At 61.3% G+C, this 21212-nt stretch carries 20 protein-coding genes and 4 tRNA genes; 18 read left to right on the top strand and 6 right to left on the bottom strand.

Going from position 1 to position 21212, the window contains the following annotated elements:
- Positions 1–417: 417 nt before the first annotated feature.
- Positions 418–4224: a sigma-70 family RNA polymerase sigma factor gene (locus L7A15_RS10655; protein ID WP_272878645.1), complete on the top strand. Its 3807-nt coding sequence runs from the start codon at positions 418–420 to the stop codon at positions 4222–4224.
- Positions 4225–4377: 153 nt separating this feature from the next.
- Positions 4378–5277 (top strand): zinc metalloprotease HtpX, encoded by a 900-nt coding sequence (gene htpX / locus L7A15_RS03230; RefSeq protein WP_237208894.1) that lies wholly within the window; start codon positions 4378–4380, stop codon positions 5275–5277.
- Positions 5278–5418: 141 nt separating this feature from the next.
- Here htpX and L7A15_RS03225 read toward each other — a convergent pair whose 3' ends face one another.
- Positions 5419–5910, bottom strand: coding sequence for a YajQ family cyclic di-GMP-binding protein (locus tag L7A15_RS03225; RefSeq protein WP_237188802.1), 492 nt, complete (start codon positions 5908–5910; stop codon positions 5419–5421).
- A gap of 179 nt (positions 5911–6089) precedes the next feature.
- Here L7A15_RS03225 and L7A15_RS03220 point away from each other — a divergent pair, with 179 nt between their 5' ends.
- From L7A15_RS03220 to L7A15_RS03210, 3 genes are all read left to right on the top strand, one after another.
- Positions 6090–6479 (top strand): hypothetical protein, encoded by a 390-nt coding sequence (locus L7A15_RS03220; RefSeq protein WP_237208893.1) that lies wholly within the window; start codon positions 6090–6092, stop codon positions 6477–6479.
- Between the two features lie 154 nt (positions 6480–6633).
- A tRNA-Tyr gene (locus tag L7A15_RS03215) sits at positions 6634–6718 on the top strand.
- Positions 6719–6851: 133 nt separating this feature from the next.
- Positions 6852–7259, top strand: coding sequence for a thioredoxin family protein (locus tag L7A15_RS03210; RefSeq protein ID WP_237188804.1), 408 nt, complete (start codon positions 6852–6854; stop codon positions 7257–7259).
- A 74-nt stretch (positions 7260–7333) separates the two neighbouring features.
- Here L7A15_RS03210 and L7A15_RS03205 read toward each other — a convergent pair whose 3' ends face one another.
- Complete coding sequence (locus tag L7A15_RS03205) at positions 7334–8341, bottom strand: DNA-3-methyladenine glycosylase family protein (RefSeq protein ID WP_237208892.1); 1008 nt, start codon at positions 8339–8341, stop codon at positions 7334–7336.
- Positions 8342–8442: 101 nt separating this feature from the next.
- Between L7A15_RS03205 and L7A15_RS03200 the strand changes: the two genes are divergently transcribed.
- The 11 genes from L7A15_RS03200 to L7A15_RS03150 all read left to right on the top strand — a co-directional run bounded on the left by L7A15_RS03200 (position 8443) and on the right by L7A15_RS03150 (position 17297).
- Complete coding sequence (locus tag L7A15_RS03200; protein ID WP_237208891.1) at positions 8443–10047, top strand: DUF2079 domain-containing protein; 1605 nt, start codon at positions 8443–8445, stop codon at positions 10045–10047.
- Between the two features lie 459 nt (positions 10048–10506).
- On the top strand, positions 10507–12423 hold the full coding sequence (locus L7A15_RS03195) for a DEAD/DEAH box helicase (protein WP_237208890.1): 1917 nt from the start codon (positions 10507–10509) through the stop codon (positions 12421–12423).
- A gap of 79 nt (positions 12424–12502) precedes the next feature.
- Positions 12503–12574, top strand: a tRNA-Thr gene (locus L7A15_RS03190).
- A gap of 28 nt (positions 12575–12602) precedes the next feature.
- Positions 12603–12676: transfer RNA gene (locus L7A15_RS03185), tRNA-Met, on the top strand.
- A 1-nt stretch (position 12677) separates the two neighbouring features.
- Positions 12678–12749: transfer RNA gene (locus L7A15_RS03180), tRNA-Thr, on the top strand.
- 131 nt (positions 12750–12880) lie between these two features.
- The gene (locus tag L7A15_RS03175; protein ID WP_237208889.1) at positions 12881–13327 is read left to right on the top strand and encodes a MaoC family dehydratase N-terminal domain-containing protein; all 447 of its coding nucleotides are present in this window, start codon (positions 12881–12883) and stop codon (positions 13325–13327) included.
- A gap of 3 nt (positions 13328–13330) precedes the next feature.
- A complete protein-coding gene (locus L7A15_RS03170; RefSeq protein ID WP_237208888.1) occupies positions 13331–13792 on the top strand; it encodes a MaoC family dehydratase in 462 nt (153 codons plus the stop codon).
- Between the two features lie 143 nt (positions 13793–13935).
- Entirely contained in the window at positions 13936–15165 is a 1230-nt protein-coding gene (locus L7A15_RS03165; protein ID WP_237208887.1) for an MFS transporter, read from the top strand.
- A 97-nt stretch (positions 15166–15262) separates the two neighbouring features.
- Positions 15263–16354 carry a UDP-N-acetylmuramate dehydrogenase gene (locus L7A15_RS03160; RefSeq protein WP_237208886.1) on the top strand — a complete coding sequence of 364 codons (1092 nt, stop codon included), beginning with the start codon at positions 15263–15265 and terminating at the stop codon, positions 16352–16354.
- Positions 16355–16361: 7 nt separating this feature from the next.
- Positions 16362–16763: a PGPGW domain-containing protein gene (locus L7A15_RS03155; RefSeq protein WP_237208885.1), complete on the top strand. Its 402-nt coding sequence runs from the start codon at positions 16362–16364 to the stop codon at positions 16761–16763.
- Between the two features lie 36 nt (positions 16764–16799).
- The gene (locus L7A15_RS03150; RefSeq protein WP_237208884.1) at positions 16800–17297 is read left to right on the top strand and encodes a helix-turn-helix domain-containing protein; all 498 of its coding nucleotides are present in this window, start codon (positions 16800–16802) and stop codon (positions 17295–17297) included.
- A 116-nt stretch (positions 17298–17413) separates the two neighbouring features.
- On the opposite strand, the gene L7A15_RS03145 is transcribed toward L7A15_RS03150, so the two are convergent.
- Both L7A15_RS03145 and asd read right to left on the bottom strand, forming a co-directional pair.
- Entirely contained in the window at positions 17414–17842 is a 429-nt protein-coding gene (locus tag L7A15_RS03145) for a GntR family transcriptional regulator (RefSeq protein WP_237208883.1), read from the bottom strand.
- 9 nt (positions 17843–17851) lie between these two features.
- Entirely contained in the window at positions 17852–18991 is a 1140-nt protein-coding gene (gene asd, locus L7A15_RS03140; RefSeq protein ID WP_237188816.1) for an aspartate-semialdehyde dehydrogenase, read from the bottom strand.
- A 142-nt stretch (positions 18992–19133) separates the two neighbouring features.
- Between asd and L7A15_RS03135 the strand changes: the two genes are divergently transcribed.
- Both L7A15_RS03135 and L7A15_RS03130 read left to right on the top strand, forming a co-directional pair.
- Positions 19134–19373, top strand: a complete 240-nt coding sequence (locus L7A15_RS03135; protein WP_237208882.1) for a helix-turn-helix domain-containing protein — start codon at positions 19134–19136, stop codon at positions 19371–19373.
- Positions 19370–19579 (top strand): HipA N-terminal domain-containing protein, encoded by a 210-nt coding sequence (locus L7A15_RS03130; RefSeq protein ID WP_237188818.1) that lies wholly within the window; start codon positions 19370–19372, stop codon positions 19577–19579. The genes L7A15_RS03135 and L7A15_RS03130 overlap by 4 nt, the downstream gene beginning before the upstream one ends.
- A gap of 180 nt (positions 19580–19759) precedes the next feature.
- Here the strand turns inward: L7A15_RS03130 and L7A15_RS03125 are convergent, their stop codons facing one another.
- Positions 19760–20377 carry a dihydrofolate reductase gene (locus L7A15_RS03125; protein WP_237208881.1) on the bottom strand — a complete coding sequence of 206 codons (618 nt, stop codon included), beginning with the start codon at positions 20375–20377 and terminating at the stop codon, positions 19760–19762.
- 16 nt (positions 20378–20393) lie between these two features.
- Positions 20394–21212 carry a thymidylate synthase gene (locus L7A15_RS03120; RefSeq protein ID WP_237208880.1) on the bottom strand — a complete coding sequence of 273 codons (819 nt, stop codon included), beginning with the start codon at positions 21210–21212 and terminating at the stop codon, positions 20394–20396.

Below are 21212 nucleotides of genomic sequence, written 5' to 3'. Positions count from 1 at the left end.
CTAGATAGTCAGGGCCGTTCGCGGGTTCTGAAAGGAAGGCACACAGAAGACCCAGGGAAAAATTACATACGACCAATAGAGGTAACCGGTGAGCATGTTTCGCACTCATGACCACCATCTGGTGCCAATGCCGTTCGCGGGTGGTGGCACCACAAAAAATTTGAAATTGAAACACCGCATCAGTTGAGTGGGCCGCTAGGGGCGGCCTGCTGGGCCGGAAGGGAAGGGCGTTCGCACCGTCCGTCTCTTTTCGGTTTTGTCTATGGGCTCGGCATCTCTCGGGGGAGAGTTGCCGGGCCCATATCTTCGTTACATTCGGTACACATAACTGCACAGGCAGCACTAAAATAGGTAGACTAGAGAGAATGCCCCAGTATTACGTTCTGGGGTTTGGCTCGCATTGAACTAGGGACATCCATGCAACCACAGAACACCGCTCAGACCGGTATGACCGACGAACTTTTGTTGTCAAATGTTCGCGAGGGCAACCTCGACGCCTTCGGTGTACTTTATGAACGCTACGTATCCATGGCCCGTGCGGTCGCTTACAAGCACACTAGCGATTCCAATCTCTCAGAGGATATTGTTTCTGAGGCTTTCGTTCGCGTGCTTCAGGCCCTGAAAAACGGCAAGGGCCCTCGCTCTTTCGTGGGGGGCTATTTGGCGACGACCATCGCCCACCTAGCTGCCGAGAACGGGCTGCTGGCTCAGAAGGAAGTTCCGAGCCAGGACGACCACTTGGAGGCAATGGGGTCTCTCGACGAGTCCGTCCTGCGTCTGCATGAATCTGACGAGCTGATTTCTGCTTTCACCGGTTTGCCCGAGCGCTGGCAGGCCGTTTTGTGGATGACTGAGGTTGAAGATAAGAAGCCTCGCGAAGTCGCCTTGACTATGAACCTTTCAGCTAACGCCGTGTCGGCGCTGGCTACTCGTGCGCGTGAAAGTCTCCGGGAAGGTTTCCTACGCGCCCATCAGAATGCCCCCAAGACCCCTGAATGTGCTCAGTACTCGTCCCATCTGAGCTCAATGGTCCGTGGTTCTCTGACGAAGAAGCGTAGTGAAGCCCTACGAACCCACCTTTCGGTGTGCTCCTACTGCACCTCTGAGTATCTGAATCTGGCGGGGATTAACAAGTCCATGCGCGTCTGGGTTTTCCCTGTTCTGGCAGGTTTTGCCCCCATTATCACTGACAGTTCCAAGGTGCTTCTGCCCTTCCTGACTGGCGGTATTGCAGCCGGTGGTGTTGCTGGCGCTTCCCAGGGTGGTGGCCTGCTCTCAGGTAATGGCCTGATGGGCGGACGTTGGAACTCCGGTAGCCAGGCGATTGCTGGGGCGGCTGCGGTTGCAACCGCTCTTGGTGCTGTCGCTGGTGGTATCGCCCTGGTGAATAACATTTCACCTGAGCAGCCTCTGATTAGTGCAGATTCCCAGTTGCATACCCCTGAATCTGCTGAGGGCAAGGAAGTATCTGAAGGCATTGCTGATTCCCTGGTGGATGAGCCCCAGGGGAGTGCCCCTGTTCCTGTGGAGGAGCTTGATTCAGCTGATGCTGAGGACGCTGCCCCCCAGGGGGATGCCCTTTCTGCGGGTGTGACGAGTGCTGATCCTGCTGGTGAGAGCCGTCCGGGCCAGGCTACTGGTTCACCTGCCGGGGTTTCTGCTGCTAGTGGGGCCTCTGCTGGGTCGGCTGTTGCTGGTCTTGTGTCTGCGGGGGGTTCGGCTGTTTCCTCGTCGGCTATTCCGGCGAATTCTGTTGAGAATGTCGGGAATCGTATTTCCTTGCCTGCTGCGTCGGCCTCTGCGTCCTCTGACGCTGCCGCACCTGACGCTGCCGCGCCTGGTGTTTCCGTGCCGCCTCAGCCTGCTGATGCGTCGGTAGAGCCTGCCCCCGAGGTGCCTGCGCCTGCGCCTGAGGTTCCTGTTCCTGCGCCCGAGGTGCCTGTGGTTCCTGTTCCGGAGCAGCCCCTTGAACCTGTTGAGCCTGTGGTTCCTGTGGTTCCTGCTCCTGAAGAACCTGTTGAGCCTGAACTCCCGGTCGAGCCCGAGTTGCCTGTCGAGCCGGAACTGCCCGTCGAGCCGGTCGAACCTGAGTTCCCTGTGGAGCCTGAGCTCCCCGTTGAGCCTGAGCTCCCTGTGGAGCCGGAACTCCCGGTTGAGCCCGAGCTGCCTGTCGAGCCCGTCGAGCCTGAGCTGCCTGTTGAGCCTGAGCTCCCGGTTGAGCCTGAGCTCCCGGTTGAGCCGGAACTCCCGGTTGAGCCTGAGCTGCCTGTTGAGCCTGAGCTGCCTGTTGAGCCTGAGCTCCCTGTGGAGCCGGAACTCCCGGTAGAACCTGAGCTGCCGGTTGAGCCGGAGCTGCCCGTCGAGCCCGAGCTCCCTGTGGAGCCCGAACTGCCCGTCGAGCCCGAGTTGCCGGTTGAACCCGAGCTCCCTGTGGAGCCGGAGTTCCCCGTTGAGCCGGAACTCCCGGTCGAGCCTGAGCTCCCCGTTGAGCCGGAACTGCCCGTCGAGCCGGAACTGCCGGTCGAGCCCGAGCTGCCGGTCGAGCCCGAGCTCCCGGTTGAGCCCGAGTTGCCGGTTGAGCCCGAGCTGCCCGTGGAGCCGGAACTGCCGGTTGAACCTGTTGAGCCGGAGCTACCCGTTGATCCCGAGCAGCCGGTTGAGCCCGAGCAGCCGGTTGAGCCCGAGCAGCCGGTTGAGCCCGAGCAGCCGGTTGAGCCTGAGCTGCCGGTTGAGCCGGAACTACCGGTCGAGCCTGAGCTTCCCGTCGAGCCGGAACTGCCTGTCGAGCCGGAACTCCCGGTTGAACCCGAGCTGCCCGTCGAGCCCGAGCTTCCTGTTGAGCCGGAACTGCCGGTTGAGCCCGAGCTTCCTGTTGAGCCGGAACTGCCGGTTGAACCCGAGCTACCCGTTGAGCCGGAACTCCCGGTAGAGCCCGAGCTGCCCGTGGAGCCGGAACTGCCGGTTGAACCTGTTGAGCCCGAGCAGCCTGTCGAGCCGGTCGAACCTGAGCTCCCCGTCGAGCCCGAGCTGCCTGTTGAGCCGGAACTGCCGGTCGAGCCTGAGCTGCCCGTCGAACCGGAGCTGCCTGTTGAGCCCGAGCTCCCCGTCGAGCCCGAGCTGCCGGTTGAGCCGGAAATGCCGGTTGAACCTGTTGAGCCCGAGCAGCCTGTCGAGCCGGTCGAACCTGAGCTCCCCGTCGAGCCGGAACTGCCGGTCGAGCCTGAGCTGCCGGTTGAGCCGGAACTCCCGGTCGAGCCTGAGCTCCCCGTTGAGCCGGAACTGCCGGTTGAACCTGTCGAGCCGGAACTCCCGGTTGAGCCCGAGTTGCCGGTTGAGCCTGAGCTTCCTGTCGAGCCCGAGCTCCCCGTCGAACCGGAGCTGCCTGTCGAGCCCGAGCTGCCGGTTGAGCCCGAGTTGCCTGTCGAGCCCGAGTTGCCTGTCGAGCCGGAACTGCCGGTTGAGCCCGAGCTCCCGGTTGAACCTGTCGAGCCGGAACTGCCGGTTGAACCGGAGCTGCCCGTTGAGCCGGAACTACCGGTTGAACCTGTTGAGCCCGAGCAGCCTGTCGAGCCGGAACTCCCTGTCGAGCCTGAGTTGCCCGTCGAGCCCGAGCTACCCGTCGAGCCCGAGCTACCCGTTGAGCCGGAACTGCCGGTTGAGCCCGAGCTGCCCGTCGAGCCCGAGCTGCCCGTTGAGCCGGAACTCCCGGTAGAACCTGAGCTGCCGGTCGAACCTGAGCTTCCCGTTGAGCCGGAACTGCCGGTAGAACCTGAGCTGCCGGTTGAGCCTGAGCTGCCTGTGGAGCCGGAACTCCCCGTTGAGCCCGAGCTACCCGTTGAGCCCGAGTTGCCCGTTGAGCCGGAACTACCGGTTGAGCCGGAACTACCGGTTGAGCCGGAACTACCGGTTGAGCCGGAACTGCCGGTTGAGCCCGAGCCCGAGCCGGTACCGGTTGAACCCGAGCTACCCGAACTCGACCCGGACGACCCCCGCAACTGGGTAGGCACCCCGGAATACTACGAGTTCATGAAGTCAATCCCCTGGGATGACTTCGGCAAGGATCTGCCCACCACGATCTCCTGCCAGCTCTCCTTCAACCTGGACGGCGCCCCCATCGACTTCCGCGAGTACATCCCCATCATGCTCCTCGAGCACCCCTACGGGGTCTACGTCCTCGAAAGCTACTACAACTACGGAAACCTAGAATTCGTCATGTGTAGCTAACCCCCCCGGCGCTTGCCCACCCCACCCAGGGGAGGGCAGGCGCCCCACCTTTAACACCACCCAGCAAACTCCCAGGCTGACCCCAGAAACCAACCCGGCGCGTCCGCTACCCTAGAACCACAAAGACACCCCCAACCCCACGAAAGGCACCCAGTGCACGGTCACAATAACGGCCTCAAAACCGCACTCCTGCTCGGCTCCATGGTGGGCCTCCTCCTGCTCATTGGCGCAGGTCTGGCCGCCTACACCAAAAGCTCCATCTGGATCCTCCTCATGGGCCTCGTCGGCGTCGGCATGGTTGCCTACACTTACTGGAACTCAGACAAAATCGCCATCCGCTCCATGAACGCCTACCCGGTCACCCGTGAGCAAATCCCCGGCCTCTACGCCATCGTCGAAGAGCTCTCCGCCAAGGCCAACCAGCCCATGCCCCGGCTCTACGTCGCCCCCACCATGACCCCCAACGCCTTTGCTACCGGCCGCAACCCCCAGAACGCCGCCGTCTGCTGCACCGAAGGAATCCTGCAGCTCCTCGACGAACGCGAAATGCGCGGCGTTATCGGCCACGAGCTCATGCACGTCTACAACCGCGACATCCTCACCGGGTCCATCGCAGCGGCCCTGGCCTCCGTGGTGGGGTCCATCTCCCAGTTCGCTATGTTCGGCATGATGTTCGGTGGGAACCGCGACGAAGAAAACCGCGGGGCAGGCGGCCTGATTTTCACCCTCTTCCTGGCCTTCCTGGCCCCCCTGGTATCAGCCGTCATGCAGATGGCAATTAGTCGAACCCGCGAATACGACGCCGACGAGGACGGTGCCCGCCTCACCGGCGACCCCCTCGCCCTGGCCTCTGCCCTGCACAAGCTGGAGAACGGGGTGTCCCGTTACCCCATGAACCCTGATCAGCCGCAGGTAGCGGGGGCAGCGTCCATGATGATTGCTAACCCCTTCCGGGGTGGCGGTTCCGTAAAGAACCTGATGGCCTCCCACCCGCCCATGTCCGACCGCATTGCCCGCCTGGAGGGCATGGCCCGCCAGATGGGCCACCTCTAACCCACCCCGCCCTGGGAAAGGTTCGTACCATTACCCGGGGTTGTGGCGTGAAAAAGCTCCCCTGACCGCACCGGTCAGGGGAGCTTTTATTGTTGTGGGGAGGACGCTTCCGCCCCGGCTAGCCCGGTTAGGGCCAGTGGGTTAGCGGTAGTTGACGAACTGGAGGTCCACCTCAAGGTCAGCACCCTTAAGTAGGGCAATGACCTCCTGCAGGTCGTCACGGGACTTAGAGGTAACGCGCAGTTCATCGCCCTGAATGGTGGCCTTGACAGACTTGGGGCCCTCCTCACGAATCAGCTTAGAAATCTTCTTAGCCTGATCCTGGGCAATGCCCTCCTTGATGGAAGACTCAATGCGGTACTCCTTGCCTGAGGCGTAGGGGTCACCGGAATCAAGTGATTTCAGGGAAATTCCGCGCTTGACCAGCTTGGACTGGAAGACGTCCAGTACGGCCAGGGCGCGTTCTTCAGAGTTAGCCTTGATTAGGATTTTCTCGCCAGAGAAATCGATCTCAGCGCCGACGCCGCGGAAGTCGTAGCGCTGGGCGACCTCCTTCTGGGCCTGGTTGAGGGCGTTAGATACTTCCTGCTTATCAACCTTGGAGACTACGTCAAATGATGAATCGCTTGCCATAGGTGGGCACCTCTTTCAATCGGTAGGGGGTTGCTCTCACCTCGGGGGAAAGCCGGGGGAGAGGGGTTTCACCTCTAACCGTACCCTGTTTTGGGGTCAGAGGTCAGGTTCTGAGAATCGTTATGAAACTGTGACCGCATTCTCAGCTAGAGTTCATCTTCGTCAGAAAGAATGGAGTCATGGTTGAACAAAAGATAGCTACCGCTTCTGATGCTGGCGTACAGCCCGGCGCAGGGGCACTCCAGGTAGCAGAAAATCACCAGGCTGTAACCGATCAAACTGTTCAGTTGGCCTATGAGGCCCTGATCGCGGATCTTGCGGCAGACAATTTTGACATGCCCGAGCTGGCCCAGGAGGGGGCAGTCTCCCAGCAGGAGCAGCTTATTTTTGCTCCTGAGTTGGGTGCGACCCTCCGCCACCCTGACCTCATCGCCCGTTTTGAGGGCGTGAAAGAGAACCTAGAGCGTGAGATTCGCGGGAGCATGTGTACCCCCGAGCAGGCCTACGCCTACCTTGAAAACCTAGAAATTTCCCTCCTGCTTGAGCAAGAAGCGGCGGTCAACGCCTAAAAGGCTTGGGGTGGGCCCGAAAGACCGGACCCACCCCCCCATCTTTGTGTGGTCTTGGCAACAAAAGCGGGGAACGATTTTGCACGGCCCCAAATCTCGTGTAAAGTAATCTACTGTTCGCTTGAAAGAGTGAATGATTCAAGAAATTGAATACGGCAGATTACCCGAGCGGCCAAAGGGGGCTGACTGTAAATCAGCTGGCATTGCCTACGGGGGTTCAAATCCCTCATCTGCCACCAGCAAAAATCCCGTCTCTTCGGAGGCGGGATTTTTCTATGCCCTCCACCGTGAAGTGGGGGCTGCGGCTTCATTGAGAGAGAAACCTGCCACACTCTTTAGACAAGGCCCCCTAAACCAGGTAGCGTGTTCCCCATGGCAACCATTGAAATCACTCAGGAAAACCTCACCCAGCACGTCGAATCCTCAGAGATTCTCTTCCTTGACTTCTGGGCAGACTGGTGCGGCCCCTGCAAGCAGTTCGGCCCCATTTTTGAAGCAGCGTCAGAGAAGCACGCTGACATTACCTTCGGCAAGGTCGACACCGAGGACCAGCAGCAGCTGGCTGCTGCCGCAGGTATTACCTCTATTCCCACTATCATGGGCTTCCGCGAGGGCGTCCTGGTCTTCTCTCAGCCCGGTGCGCTGAACGGCCAGCAGTTCGACCAGATCATTGAGGCCGTCAAGGACCTCGATATGGCAGAAGTTCACAAGCAGGTTGCTGAGGCTGAAGCTGCCCAGGCCGCTGGTGAAGATGTCTCCGATAACCCCGCCCAGGCATAAGGCTTATTAGCATAGATTTAAGGCCCAGGGCCGCTTCCCCGTTGATGGGGGAGCGGCCCTGGGTTTTTGTTGCCCTAGAGCTTTCTGATGTCTTGTGGGGCGTAGCGGGGTGCCCTGCGGGGTTCGCTGATTCCAGCGGCCTTGATGAGGGAGATGACGCGCTGCCGGTTGCCCGCGTAGGGGGCTAGGAGCTGGAGCATACGGGCGTCGTCGCCCCGGGTTCCGTCGAAGGCGTAGGTGACGTGGTGGGCCAGGTGGTAGTCGCCGACGCTGATCGCGTCCGGGTGCCCGCAGTAGCGTTGGAGGGTTTCGGCGATAGTCCAGGGGCCGATGCCGGGGACCGAGTGGAGGGCCCGGGCGAGTTCGCCGACGGGGTTGGCCTCGGCAAAACGCTCAAAGGAGGCTGCCCGGTGGGCGTAGTTCACCATGGCTGAGGAGCGGGATCGGTCAAAACCTGCCCGGTGGTAGGCCCAGTCTGGTATGGCGGCAAAGGCTTCCGGGGGAGGAAAAACAATCATGCCCTCGGGCTGGTCTGGGTGCCCGGTTGCTGGTACAGGGGTTCCGTACTGGCGCAGGAGGGCCCTCATTCCACCCATTGCTTCTAGGCCGGTGACCCGCTGTTCACTGACGGCCAGGAGCAGGTTCTGGGAGAGCAGCCCCACCGAGGGCAGGCGCAAGCCCGGAGCCTCAGCCCGGGCTCGTTTCAGACGCTCCGGCAACTGACCCCAGGGCGGGGAGGCCAGGAAAGAGCTCCAGCGGTCCCGTTCACCCACCCAGCCCGGCAGGCGGGAGGCAAAGGCCTCCAGGGCGGACGCGGCCCTCCCACCCCCTTGCCCGCGGCTAGGCTCTGGGACCTCCCACAGCTCTACCTCAAGAGGGGCCAGAAGATCGTGGGGGTGCGTCCGGGAGAACCGGGCCAGCAACCCTACCCCCTGCTCCCGGGCCGTCGCCCAAAAAACCCTGCCCACCGGGGTTGCAACTGCCTGAAAGAGAGGATCAGCCTTGCCCCGCTGGAGGGGAGCAAAAGTCTGCCCCAAATCTACCCGGTGGGTCGGCTCAAGGGTCATAGAGGCATGTAACATGCTCCCTATCGTCTCACACCCCCAACTGCTACCCGCCCCGCACCCAGGTCAACTGTCTATACTCATACATAGCCCACAAACCAGCCCACCTAAGAAGGCCCATGACCAAGCTCAACCTACCTGCCGAAACCAACCTGGGGCGCTCCCGCGTCCTTGCAGCCCTGCTCGCAGTAGCTGTCTTCGGTCTCTACAGCCTCTACTCCTGGTTCCAATGGCAGCACTTCATCACCCCCTCCTGGGACCTCGGAATCTTCTCCCAACTAGCCAAGGCCTACGCCAACGGGCAAGCCCCCATCGTTCCCATCAAGGGCGAGGGGTTCAACCTACTCGGTGACCACTTCCACCCCCTCACCGTCCTCCTCACCCCCTTCTACTGGCTCTGGCCCTCACCGGCTACCCTGCTCTACGTACAAAACGGGCTTGTTGCCCTCTCCGTCTACCTGCTAGTACGCTTTGCCCAGCGCCTCCTAGCCCCCTGGGCCGCCCTCGCCCTGGGTGCTGCCTACGCCCTCAGCTTCGGCGTCCAGCAGGCCATCTCCGTACAGTTCCACGAGGTAGCCTTCGCCCTACCCCTGCTCATGCTCAGCCTAGGCTACCTGGCCCTCACCCGCCTCACCGACGACCCCGCCCCCCTGCTCCGCCGGGCCGCCTACTGGGGTGCCCCCCTCGTATTCGTGAAAGAGGACGTCGGTATCACCGTCTTCGCCCTGGGACTCGTCATCCTCTGGCGCACCGGCTGGATCACCACCGCCACCAATATCCTCTTCCCCCTAGCCAGCGCAGGAGCCACCCCATGGTCCCAGCGTCTCCAAACCCTCACCCGCTCCTGGACCAAAGCCCCAGCCGTCGCCGAAGCCACCCTCCTGGCCCTCTGGGGCGTCGCCTGGTCGGTACTAGCCGTCAGCCTGATCCTGCCCTTCTTCAACACAGGCGGCGTCTTCGACTACTCCGACAAACTGGATGTCCAAGCCGCCCTGGGTAATCCCCTCGGCGCCTTCGCCCAACTCTTCTACCCCTGGACCAAAACCGCCACCCTCGGCTTGCTCCTGCTCACCGGAGCCCTCGCCTGGCTGGCCAGCCCCCTTGCCCTGATCGTCGCGCCCACCCTCATCTGGCGCTTCCTCTCCCCCCAAGAGGGCTACTGGGAAGCCACCTGGCACTACAACCTCATCCTCATGCCCATCATCTTCATGGCACTTTTGGACGCGCTCGCCAAGGCAAAGGCCCGCACCGAAACCCCCGCCTACCGGCTAGGATCAGCCCCGTTAGCCCAAACCACCGCCAAGGTCCTCGGCACCCTGCGGCACCGGGCCCCCGTCCTCATCCCCGCTCTGGTCCTGCTCATCAACCTCATCGGCACCACCAACCAGCCCCTCTCAGACCTGGCCAACCCCGCCTTCGCCACCACCACCCAAAGCAGCGCCGACCAGATGAAAGCCCAAGCCGTCGCCGCAATCCCCGCCGGGGCCAGCGTCGCTGCCGACCTCTCCGTCCTGACCTACCTCGTACCCGACCACACCGTTTACTGGATCAACCACTCAGGCCAACCCGCCCCCGACTACGTCCTCATCGACCGCGCAGGCAGCGCCTGGGGCGGCAACCCACCCACAAGCGCCACCGCCTACGCCACCGGCCGCTACGGCAACGCCACCTACGAGCCCTACACCACCATCGGCACCATCGATATCGCCCGCCGCGTCCCCTAAACCTGTACCCTTTATCACCCAACACCCCTAAACCCACCAAACTAAGGTAGGGTTGAAAGGTAAGACTCGGGAACCCCCGAAAGACGCTTCTCTAGCGCCCACGCCCACCACGGCAACCCGCCGGACGCAACCGGCAAACCACCCAAGGGCTACGCGCGTTCAACCCTCTTCGGCAAAAGAAAACAGTTGAACCTAGAAGAGAACCTGATGTGTAATCAGCTCGCCCAAGCGCGCACCCCTTCACCCGCAGGAAACCCCACCAGGGCCCTGCCCGGTTAGACTCGCTGCCACGAACCCCTAACCCACCTGTACTAGCCCAGGAGCTAGAAAACCGCGTACACGCGCGTCAACAGTCGAAGGCACAGCGCCCACGAACCGAAGACCTCGCTCTGAGGCCCCTCGCGAGCATTCCACGGGGAACACCCGTAAGCACGAACAACCGTGCTGAAACCCCACTCGATGAGGAAAACATTGACTGAAAATACTGCTGTCAACGCAGAAAACACCGAAGCAACCACCGAAGAAGAAACCGTGCGCTTCACCGACCTGGGCCTCGACGGCCGCGTCCTGGCCGCCCTCGACAAGGTAGGCTACGAAAAGCCCTCACCCATCCAGGCCAAAACCATCCCCCTGCTCCTTGAAGGTCGCGACGTCCTGGGCCTCGCCCAAACCGGCACCGGCAAGACCGCCGCCTTCGCCCTGCCAGCCCTCTCCACCCTGGCAGAACTAGCCGACATCAACGGCGTCTCCAAGGACACCCAGGTGCTCGTCCTCGCCCCCACCCGCGAACTAGCCCTGCAGGTTGCAGAAGCCTTCTCCTCCTACGCCACCGACATGGACGACTTCACCGTCCTGCCCATCTACGGCGGCTCCCCCTACGGCCCCCAGCTGGCCGGCCTCAAGCGCGGCGCCCAGGTCGTCGTCGGCACCCCCGGCCGTGTCATCGACCACCTCAAGAAGGGTTCCCTGGACCTCTCCAACCTCCAGTACCTTGTCCTCGACGAAGCCGACGAAATGCTCCGCATGGGCTTCGCTGAGGACGTCGAAGAAATCCTGGCAGGCACCCCCGACAGCAAGCAGGTAGCCCTCTTCTCGGCCACCATGCCCAAGACCATCCGCAAAATCGCCGACAAGTACCTCAACGACCCCGTCGAAGTGCGCGTCAAGTCAAAGACCACCACCAGCGCCAACATCCGCCAGCGCTACATGCAGGTCATGCACTCCCACAAGCTCGAAGCCATGACCCGCGTGCTTGAGGTTGAGGACTACGACGGCGTCATCGCCTTCGTCCGTACCAAGAAGGAAACCGAAGAGGTCGCCGATAAGCTCAAGGCTCGCGGCTACCAGGCTGCCGCCATTAACGGTGACATCCCCCAGACCCAGCGCGAACGCACCGTCGAAGCCCTGCGTGACGGCCGAATCGACATCCTGGTCGCTACCGACGTCGCCGCCCGAGGCCTGGACGTCGAGCGTATCTCCCTGGTCGTCAACTTCGACATTCCCCACGACACCGAATCCTACGTCCACCGTATTGGCCGTACCGGCCGTGCAGGCCGCGAGGGTGAAGCGATCCTCTTCATGACCCCCCGCGAAAAGTACATGCTGCGCCAGATCGAAAAGGCAACCCGCCAGCAGGTTGAGCAGATGCACATGCCCACCGTGGACGATGTGAACAGCAACCGCAAGCAGAAGTTTGCCCAGCAGATCACCGACACCATCGAAACCGAAGATCTCAGCTTCTTCCGCGAGCTCATCGACGCCTACGCCCTGGAACACGACGTTGAGGGTGAAGAAATCGCAGCTGCCCTGGCCGTCATCGCCCAGCAGGGCCGCCCCTTCCTGGCTGAAGAAATGCCCGAGCCCAAGAGCAAGAAGCGCGACCGCGACCGCGATTTCGACCGGGACGACAAGCCCCGCGGCGGCCGCCGCCATTCAGAGGAAGGCATGGTTGACTACAAGCTGAACGTCGGCCGTTCCTCCCGGGTTTCCCCGGCAGCGATCGTCGGTGCCCTGACCAACGAGGGTGGCCTCAAGGGTAGCCAGGTGGGTGCCATTGACATCCGCCAGCACTTCACTATTGTCTCCCTGCCCGAGAACGAACTGCCCGGTGACTTCTTCGACCGCCTGCGCGACACCCAGGTAGCCGGTGAGTTCATCAACATCAAGAAGGATCGCGGCCCCAAGGGCGGCGGCAAGAAGTTTGACCGCGACGGTGACTTCGGCGGCAAGGACTTTGGCGGTAAGGGCTTCAAAAAGAAGTTCGACCGCGACGACCGCGGCTACGGCAAGAAGGACTTTGGCGGCAAGAAGAAGTTCGACCGCGACTTCGGCGGCAAGGACTTCGGTGGTAAGAAGAAGGGCCGCAAAAAGTTCTAAGGTTGTGCCCTAGAACACCTCAAAAAACAGGTTCTGGATTTGCGTTTACTAAACAATGTACCGTAAGCTAGTATCTGTTGCCCCGATAGCTCAGTGGTAGAGCGCCATCTTGGTAAGATGGAGGTCCCGGGATCGATTCCCGGTCGGGGCTCTCGTATGAGCCCATGTGGTTTATACCTGGCGGTGTAGCTCAGCTGGTTAGAGCGCACGACTCATAATCGTGAGGTCGACGGATCGAGCCCGTCCACCGCTACGCCCCGATAGCTCAGTGGTAGAGCGCCATCTTGGTAAGATGGAGGTCCCGGGATCGATTCCCGGTCGGGGCTCAGATAACCTGTCAAGCAGAAGCTTGGCAGGTTTTTTCTTACCCACAAGCAGGGGAGTCACCCCGGGCTGGTATTTGAACTTTTTTCCTTTTTATTTCATGAAACATGGTTCTGCCCCGTAGAGTGTTTACATGGCTATTAATGAAGAGATCGTGGGCCGGGTCTACCCGGCCACAGAGCCCTATGCGGTTGGGCGAGAGAAAATCCGTGAATTCGCTGCCGCTGTGAAAGCTACCAGCCCCCTGCACTTTGATGTGCAGGCCGCCCAGAGCGCAGGCTACAGCGACTTGATTGCCCCTCCCACCTTTGCGATTATTCTGGCCCAGAAAGCGGACGCCGCCCTGATCGGCGACCCGGAGGCCGGTATCGATTTTTCCCGTGTGGTCCACGCCGACCAGCGTTTTACCCACCACCGCCCGATCGTGGCCGGGGACAAGTTGCTGACCGAGGTTCACGTCGATAGCGTGCGGGTTATGGGGGCTGGCGCTATGCTGACCACCCGCGAGGAAATCACCACTGTAGAGGGCGAAAAGGTTGCCACCTGCATTTCATCACTGCTGGTTCGGGCGGAGGACTAACCCATGGCTATCTCTTTTGACTCCCTTGAAAAGGGTACCGAGATCGGTGCCCGTCAGATTCCTGTCACCCGTGCTGACCTGGTGGCCTACGCGGGCGCGTCCGGCGACTTCAACCCCATCCACTGGAACGAGCGCTTCGCAACCGCTGTGGGCCTGCCTGGCGTGATTGCCCACGGCATGTTCACCATGGGCGCTGCCGTGCAGCTGGTGACTGACTGGGTAGGCGACGCTGGCGCTATTGTGGATTATCAGACCCGCTTCTCCAAGCCGGTTCCGGTACCCGATGCTGATGACGCGGCCTCCCCGGCTACCGGCGGGAATGTGATTTCGGTTGCCGGTAAGGTGGGGGCCCTGGATTCGGACGCCCGCACAGCCCGTATTGATCTGACCGTCACTGCCCCCGACAGCGAGGGCAAGGAGCAGAAGGTGCTGATGAAGGCCCAGGCCCTAGTGAAGCTCGCTTAGCGCACCCCCAAATTGCGTACCAAAGGCGCCCGTTCAGAGCTTGAGCGGGCGCCTTGTCGTGCACGACCACTAGAATAGACAGCAGGACACAAACACGAACGAGCCTTTTGAGACTGACCACGAGAGAATCGACCTCACCCACCATGGCACACACCTCCCGCACCCAGCTTTCCGACCGGCAGATTAAGACCTGGTACAGGGCGGTGCTGGGGCTTTTCTTTGCTAGCGGTTTAGTGGTTTCTGCCCTACTCACCCGCCTGCCTGACGTCGCCAACGGGCTAGGGCTCAGCTCCGGCCCCATGGGCCTACTGCTACTGGGTATGACCATCGGTTCCTTCTGCGCCGTGAGCTTCTCCGGCGCCCTCGTCGCCCGCCACGGCGCCATCCGCTGTATCGCCGCCGCCTACACCACCACCGTCACCGGCATGATCCTCATCGGCCTCGGCGTCCACCTCACCAACGTGCCCGTAACCCTACTCGGCCTCATGCTCCAAGGCCTAGGCAGCGCCGTCTCCAACGTCGCCTCCAACGTACAAGGCGTAGCCAACGAACGAGCCCTGGGGCGCTACGTCACCCCCATCATGCACGGCTTCTTCTCCATCGGAACCGTCATCGGCGCCGCCATCGGCACCCTCGACACCCGCCTCGGCGTCCCCTTCGCCATCCACATGCTCTACTTCGCCCTCGCCGTAGCCGCCCTCGTCCTCATCTCCCTCAAACTCTGCCACAGCGAACACTACGGCCAAGACGACACCCAAGCCATCGCAGCCGTCGGCTCCTACCGGGTGCGCGACGCCTGGCGCGACAAACACACCATCCTCATCGGCCTCTTCGTCCTCGGCATGGCCCTGGCAGAAGGCTCAGCCAACGACTGGGTCGCGCTCGCCCTCACCCACGACTACGGCACCAGCAACACCATCGGCTCCCTCGGCTACTTCACCTTCGTAGTAGCCATGATGGCAGGACGCTTCGGCGGCACCACCCTGCTCAACCGGTACGGGAGGATTCCCGTCCTCCGGGCCACCTGCACCCTCGCCATCCTCGGCCTAGCCCTCTTCATCCTTGCCCCCACCGTCCCCCTCGGCTTCGTCGGCCTGGTACTCTGGGGCCTCGGCGCCTCCCTGGGCTTCCCCACCGGCATGTCAGCAGCCTCCGACGACCCGCTCAAGGCCGCCGTCCGCGTCTCCGTCGTCTCCACCATCGGCTACGCAGCCTTCCTAGGCGGCCCGCCCCTGTTGGGCCTGCTAGGGGAGCACTTCGGCATTCGGAACGGCCTGATCGTCGTGCTGGTCTTCGTGGTGGTTTCCCTGGCTCTAACTAGCCAGCTAGAACCTAAGAAGCCCAGCCGCACCGTCCATACCGAAAAGCTCTAGATTAGGGGAGAGCTGTCAGGACGCCCCTGCCCGGCTCCCAGCCACAGCTCAGGGGGCAGGCAGGCGGCACCCGGGCTAAGCCGGTAGAATAGGCACCGTGACTGACAAGCTTTTAAGTGAACTGACCACTGCCGCTGTGGGCGGCCCCGCCCGCCTCTTCGTTGAGGCCACCAGCGAGCAGGAAATTATCGAGGCCGTAAGCACCGCCGACCAGGCAGGAGAAGACCTGCTGGTAGTCGGTGGGGGCTCTAACCTGCTGGTAGCCGATGAGGGCTTTGACGGGACAGTGGTCCACATCGCTTCAACCGGTATCGAGACCGTTAGCGACTATGCCTGCGGCGGCACCACCTTGCGCGTGCAGGCCGGCCATACCTGGGACGACCTGGTGGCCTACGCTGTCGAACAGGAACTCTCCGGGATTGAGGCTCTCTCAGGTATCCCCGGCACCGTGGGCGCTACCCCCGTGCAGAACGTGGGTGCCTACGGCTCTGAGGTCGCCCACACCATCGCCTCGGTGCGTACCTGGGACCGCCAAACCGGCGGCTACAAGACCTTCGCTAACGCCGACCTCAAGTTCGCCTACCGGGATTCGATCCTTAAGCAGTCCACCGTCAACGGCTCCCCCCGCTATGTGGTGCTGACCGTAGACTTCCAGCTGCCGCACGGCTCCCAGTCCGCCCCCGTCCGCTACGCTGAGCTGGCCCGCCAACTAGGCGTTGAAGTGGGGGATCGGGCCGACTCCCGCCAGGTGCGCGAAACCGTGCTGCGCCTACGCGCCGGTAAAGGCATGGTGCTCGACGCCGCCGACCGCGACACCTACTCCACCGGCTCCTTCTTCACCAACCCCATCGTCCCCGAAGCTGTTGCAGCCACCCTGCCCGAGGGGGCCCCGTCCTACCCTGCAACCACCCCCGCCGGTGAACCCATCGAGGGCATGGTCAAACTTTCTGCCGCCTGGCTGATCCAGCACGCTGGCTTTGACAAGGGCTTCGGTCTAGAAGGCGAGGCGGCGGAACTTGCCGGTGGCCGGGCCTCACTCTCTACCAAGCACACCCTGGCTATCACCAACCGCGGGGGCGCCTCTACCGCCGATATCGCGGCCATTGCCCGCGCTGTGCGCGACGGCGTCCAGGCCCGCTTTGGGGTGCACCTGGAACCTGAGCCCGTTACCGTAGGCTTCACCCTCTAGGACGTCTATGGGCCTGGATAAGGAGATCGAGAGCGGGCAGGGGGGCCGCCTGCACCAGCGTATGGAGCGGTTCCGCGCCATGATGGGACGCCACCCCGCCCTGCTGCTCTTCTACCGCCTGCTGGTGATTGGGGTCGGCTTTCTCTGCATTGTTGCCGGTATTATCATGCTGGTGACGCCAGGGCCCGGCTGGCTCTTTATCTTCATGGGCATGAGCCTGTGGGGCACGGAGTTCCACTGGGCCCACCGCCTGAACGTGTGGGCGCGGGCTAAAGTCTTATCCATCTGGCGGGAACTTGAGGCCAAGCGGCAGCGGGTCAACCGCCGTCGCACCGCCGCCCGCTGGGCCGGACGCACCAACTCCAGCCACTACTGCCCCACAGGCTGCCACTACCGGGAAACATCATAGTATTTCGAATATTTCGAATAGTGCTATAGTGGTGGCATGACCGTCACTCAAAATAATCAGCGTTCTATTCTTGAACCCTCCACCTTCCATGAAGCAGACTTGGAACTACTTTTTTCTTTTTTGCACAGCGCTTCTACTGAGGGTGAGGGGGCTCAGCCTGCGCTGCTATCGCCAGACGGTAAAAAACAGGTTATTCCCTTCCCCTTATATGACACACTAACAACCATTGTTGATGCCTTAGCCCATAACAAGGCTGTTTCGATTACCCCTACCGATACCAAGCTCACCACTCAGCAAGCTGCTGATTATCTCCAAATATCTCGCCCAACACTCGTAAAAATTCTCGAATCTGGTGATATTCCCTTTACTACTGTTGGCCGCCATCGTCGTGTACTTCTCGCAGACTTGATTCAGTATGAAGAGAAAGAGCGAAGGGAACGTAGAGCTTTCCTCCAGGAACAAACGCAAGAATCATCAGCAGACGGTAGCTACTTTGACCTCCCCACAGGCTTCGCGCAGACTCGCATATCGTAATGTCTGGGCTATCCGCTGTTCTCGACGCATGCGTACTGCTACCGATGCCAACGTGCGACTTACTTCTGCGCCTAGCAGATGCCAAAGAGTATAGACCCCTCTGGTCGCATGGGATTCTAGTGGAGGTGGAACGTAAGCATACGGTCCAGGGTCTCGTGGATCTGCTGGTCCTCAAAGCCCAGTTTGTGCATAGCCGAAATATAATTTTCGGTCAAGGTCTGCGCCTGATGCGCCGTTGCATCAAGAGCCGTAATAAAAGACCCAGCCCGGCCGCGCGTCTCAATGGCACCGGCAGCCTCCAACTCCTTATAGGCCTTAGCCACCGTGTTCAGGGCCAGACCCGTCTCAGCCGCCAGGGCCCGCATGGGTGGTAGCCGGTCACCGGCAGTCAGCACCCCAGAAGCCCGCGCCGCTATAATCGCCCGGCGCAGCTGGGAGTAGGGCGGGACGTCCGACCCCTTATCAACCCTAAAATTTAAAGCACGAATGCCCCCGTGCGACTCCACCTGGGAGTCATTCAGCGGGGGCATTTCGTGGTCAGTCATAGCACCAGTTTAGAGGGTGCCGGTTGCAATCTTCAGCATGCGACGTACCGGCTCAGCAGCACCCCACAGCAGCTGGTCACCCACAGTAAAAGCAGAGATGTACTGGGGGCCCATGGAGAGCTTGCGGATACGGCCCACCGGAATGTCCAGGGTGCCGGACGCCGCAACAGGGGTCAGGCCCTCCACGGTGGCGTCCTTGGTGTTGGGGATAACCTTCGACCACTCGTTGTCCTCATCGATGATCTTCTCGATTTCCTCGACGGTCAGGTCTTCCTTGAGCTTCAAGGTCAGCGCCTGGGAGTGGGAACGCATGGTTGCAATACGGACGCAGAGGCCGTCCAGGGCCACCCGCTCGTCGCCCTCCAGACCCAGAATCTTGTTGGACTCAGCCTCAGCCTTCCACTCTTCGCGGGACTGGCCGTTACCCAGGTCAGAATCGATCCAGGGAATCAGTGAACCAGCCAGGGGCACACCGAACTGGGTGGTATCAAGCTCACCGGAGCGCTGCAGTTCCAGCACCTTGCGGTCAATTTCAAGGATGGCGGAGGCGGGGTCGTCCAGCTCAGGCTTGACGTTACCGTTGATGTCACCAAACTGCTTGAGAACCTCACGCATGTGGCGGGCGCCGCCGCCGGAGGCTGCCTGGTAGGTCATGGAGGTACCCCACTCAACCAGGCCCTGCTTCCACAGGCCGCCCAGGCCCATGAGCAGGCAGGAGACGGTGCAGTTGCCGCCGATGTAGTCCTTGATGCCGGATTCCAGGCCGCGGTCGATGACGTCGCGGTTGATGGGGTCCAGGACGATGACGGCGTCGTCGTTCATGCGGAGGGTTGAGGCTGCGTCAATCCAGATGCCCTGCCAGCCGCGCTCGCGCAGCTGGGGGTGGACGGCCTTGGTGTAGTCGCCACCCTGGGCGGTCACAATGACGGGCAGCTTGGCTAGTTCGTCGATGTCGTGGGCGTCCTTGAGGGTGGACTCAGCCAGGGCACCGCCGAAGGTGGGGGCGGGGGAGCCTGCCTGGGAGGTAGAGAAAAAGACGGGGTTGATACCCTCGAAGTCACCTTCTTCAAGCATGCGCTTCATGAGCACGGAGCCAACCATGCCACGGTAACCAACAAAGCCTACAGAATCACCAGTTGTAAAAGTCATGGTTTCAGTCTAGCTTTTACCGGCCCCCGGTGCAGGGTCTGGAACCGCATGGTGAGAGGGGCGGTAGTGGCATGCGAGAACTCAAAAACAAGTCACCGTACGGTTGCTTTATTAAAAGTATCCGTTCGGTTACACTTGCGGTATGACGCAACAGGAATCTATCGGCTTACGCACCCTACACATCACAGGTGAAGTTGGGGAGGTCGTCCGCCTCCGCCGAGAACAACTCGGCCTAACCCAAAAAGAAGTAGCCACTAAAATCGGCGTATCACGCAAGTGGTATATCGACCTGGAGCAAGGGAAGCCAACAATCGAACTCTATAAGGTCCTTGACGCCTTCTGGGCCCTAGACCTAGAACTACAGGTAAGAGCTACATCATGAGTGAACTCAAGGCTTATCTGGACGGGGAGCTATGCGGTACTTTTGAGGAGAAAAACGGCCAAGTTATCTTTTCCTATTCCCCTGAATACCACAGTGCAGTTCCTCTTTCCCTATCTATGCAAGAACGCAATAGGGTGCATAAAAATAAGGTGGCACTGCCATTCCTAAAGGGACTTTTGCCCGATAATGCCCAGGCTTTAATGTGAGGGGCAGCGTTTGGGTCTTTCGCTAGAACGGGCTCAGGAGCTGGTTGAAGAAGTGCTGACCCGTTTGCCGCAGGCTTTTGAAAAAGTTGGCGAAGAGTACGGGTTGGAAGATTCGGCTGCCAAGATCTTGGGTGGTTTGGGGCGATATTCGCCGGCTAGGTTTGTGTCAGCTTATTGGTCTTAACCTTTGGGGTTTGCCCGGTGCAGGGTCTGGAACCGCATGGTGAGAGGGAGCCTCTCGCCCGTGGTGGTGAGGGCGTAGCCCTTGTCTGAGCGGACGGGGGTGCTTTCGGCTGCCAGGGCCCAGTCGGCTCCCAGCTCAGGGGCGTAGGTGTCACCGGAAATCTCAGCCTCAAAGAGGGTGCGTTCTACCCGGGTGACCTGCCCACCTGCCACCCCGGGCAGGTCGGTGCGGCCCAGGGCCTCGGCGTAGAGGGAGCCGCCGCCAAGCACCCAGTAGGTGGGGGCGTCCGGAGCTAAACTCTGCGCCGCCCCCAAAGCCTCATCGAGAGAAGGCGCCCAGATAGCGCCGTCCTTTTCTGCAATCTGCGAGACAGAACGCGTAATCACAAGGTTGAGCCGCCCCGGCAGGGGGCGGAAGCGGGGCGGGAAGGACTCCCAGGTCACCCGGCCCATAATCACCGGGGCACCCAGGGTCAGGGCCTTTAAATGGGCTAGGTCCTCGGGGGCATACCAGGGCATGTCGCCGTTACGGCCAATCACCCCGTTGCCTGCCTGCGCCCAGATAGCCGCTAGCTCGGGCAGGGTACCCGAGCCGCTGACCAGCTCACCGTTCACGCTTAACTCCTTGGCCCTAGACCGCAATTGGGGCCTTAATGAGGGGGTGGTGGCGGTAATCTACCAGCTCAAAGTCCTCAAACTCGTAGTCAAAAATTGAGGGCTTCTTATTCTTGATACGCAGGCGCGGGTAGGGGTAGGGCTCGCGCGACAGCTGCTCGGTGACCTGCTCGTAGTGGTTGGAGTAGATGTGGCAGTCACCGCCGGTCCAGACGAACTCACCGGGCACCATACCCACCTCTTCAGCGATCAGCTGGGTCAGCAGGGCGTAAGAAGCAATGTTGAAGGGCACGCCCAGGAACATGTCAGCAGACCGCTGGTAGAGCTGGCAGGAGAGCTCCTTCTGGCCGTCCTCCCGGGTCTTCACGTAGAACTGGAAGAGGGCATGACAGGGTGGCAGGGCCATATCGTCAACCTCAGCCGGGTTCCAGGCAGAGACAATATGGCGGCGGGAATCGGGGTTGTTCTTGAGCGAGTCAAGCACCTTGGCAATCTGGTCGATGGTCTGCCCCTCACCGGCCGGCCAGGAGCGCCACTGCACCCCGTAGACCGGGCCGAGTTCGCCGTCCTCGTTAGCCCACTCGTCCCAGATGGTGACGCCGCGCTCCTGCAACCAGCGCACGTTGGACTCCCCACGCAGGAACCAGAGCAGCTCAATCACGACAGACTTAAAATGCACCTTCTTCGTGGTGATCAGCGGGAAGCTCTCAGAGAGGTCAAAGCGCATCTGACGGCCGAAAACGCTCTTGGTGCCGGTGCCGGTGCGGTCGGATTTCTCGTCGCCGGTCGCCATAATCTCGCGCAGCAGGTCTTCATAGGGGGTAGGTATAGTCAT

This window comes from Rothia nasimurium (genome assembly GCF_928391935.1).
Lineage (GTDB): Bacteria > Actinomycetota > Actinomycetes > Actinomycetales > Micrococcaceae > Rothia > Rothia nasimurium_D.
This window is presented reverse-complemented; position numbering and strand designations above follow the sequence as displayed.

Excerpts from the sequence above, each read along its gene's own strand:
- L7A15_RS10655 (WP_272878645.1), top strand. The coding sequence starts at position 418 with ATGCAACCACAGAACACCGCTCAGACCGGTATGACCGACGAACTTTTG.
- L7A15_RS03225 (WP_237188802.1), bottom strand. The coding sequence starts at position 5,910 with ATGGCAAGCGATTCATCATTTGACGTAGTCTCCAAGGTTGATAAGCAG.
- L7A15_RS03220 (WP_237208893.1), top strand. The coding sequence starts at position 6,090 with ATGGTTGAACAAAAGATAGCTACCGCTTCTGATGCTGGCGTACAGCCC.
- L7A15_RS03210 (WP_237188804.1), top strand. The coding sequence starts at position 6,852 with ATGGCAACCATTGAAATCACTCAGGAAAACCTCACCCAGCACGTCGAA.
- L7A15_RS03205 (WP_237208892.1), bottom strand. The coding sequence starts at position 8,341 with ATGTTACATGCCTCTATGACCCTTGAGCCGACCCACCGGGTAGATTTG.
- L7A15_RS03200 (WP_237208891.1), top strand. The coding sequence starts at position 8,443 with ATGACCAAGCTCAACCTACCTGCCGAAACCAACCTGGGGCGCTCCCGC.
- L7A15_RS03195 (WP_237208890.1), top strand. The coding sequence starts at position 10,507 with ATGAGGAAAACATTGACTGAAAATACTGCTGTCAACGCAGAAAACACC.
- L7A15_RS03175 (WP_237208889.1), top strand. The coding sequence starts at position 12,881 with ATGGCTATTAATGAAGAGATCGTGGGCCGGGTCTACCCGGCCACAGAG.
- L7A15_RS03170 (WP_237208888.1), top strand. The coding sequence starts at position 13,331 with ATGGCTATCTCTTTTGACTCCCTTGAAAAGGGTACCGAGATCGGTGCC.
- L7A15_RS03165 (WP_237208887.1), top strand. The coding sequence starts at position 13,936 with ATGGCACACACCTCCCGCACCCAGCTTTCCGACCGGCAGATTAAGACC.
- L7A15_RS03155 (WP_237208885.1), top strand. The coding sequence starts at position 16,362 with ATGGGCCTGGATAAGGAGATCGAGAGCGGGCAGGGGGGCCGCCTGCAC.
- L7A15_RS03150 (WP_237208884.1), top strand. The coding sequence starts at position 16,800 with ATGACCGTCACTCAAAATAATCAGCGTTCTATTCTTGAACCCTCCACC.
- L7A15_RS03145 (WP_237208883.1), bottom strand. The coding sequence starts at position 17,842 with ATGACTGACCACGAAATGCCCCCGCTGAATGACTCCCAGGTGGAGTCG.
- asd (WP_237188816.1), bottom strand. The coding sequence starts at position 18,991 with ATGACTTTTACAACTGGTGATTCTGTAGGCTTTGTTGGTTACCGTGGC.
- L7A15_RS03135 (WP_237208882.1), top strand. The coding sequence starts at position 19,134 with ATGACGCAACAGGAATCTATCGGCTTACGCACCCTACACATCACAGGT.
- L7A15_RS03130 (WP_237188818.1), top strand. The coding sequence starts at position 19,370 with ATGAGTGAACTCAAGGCTTATCTGGACGGGGAGCTATGCGGTACTTTT.
- L7A15_RS03120 (WP_237208880.1), bottom strand. The coding sequence starts at position 21,212 with ATGACTATACCTACCCCCTATGAAGACCTGCTGCGCGAGATTATGGCG.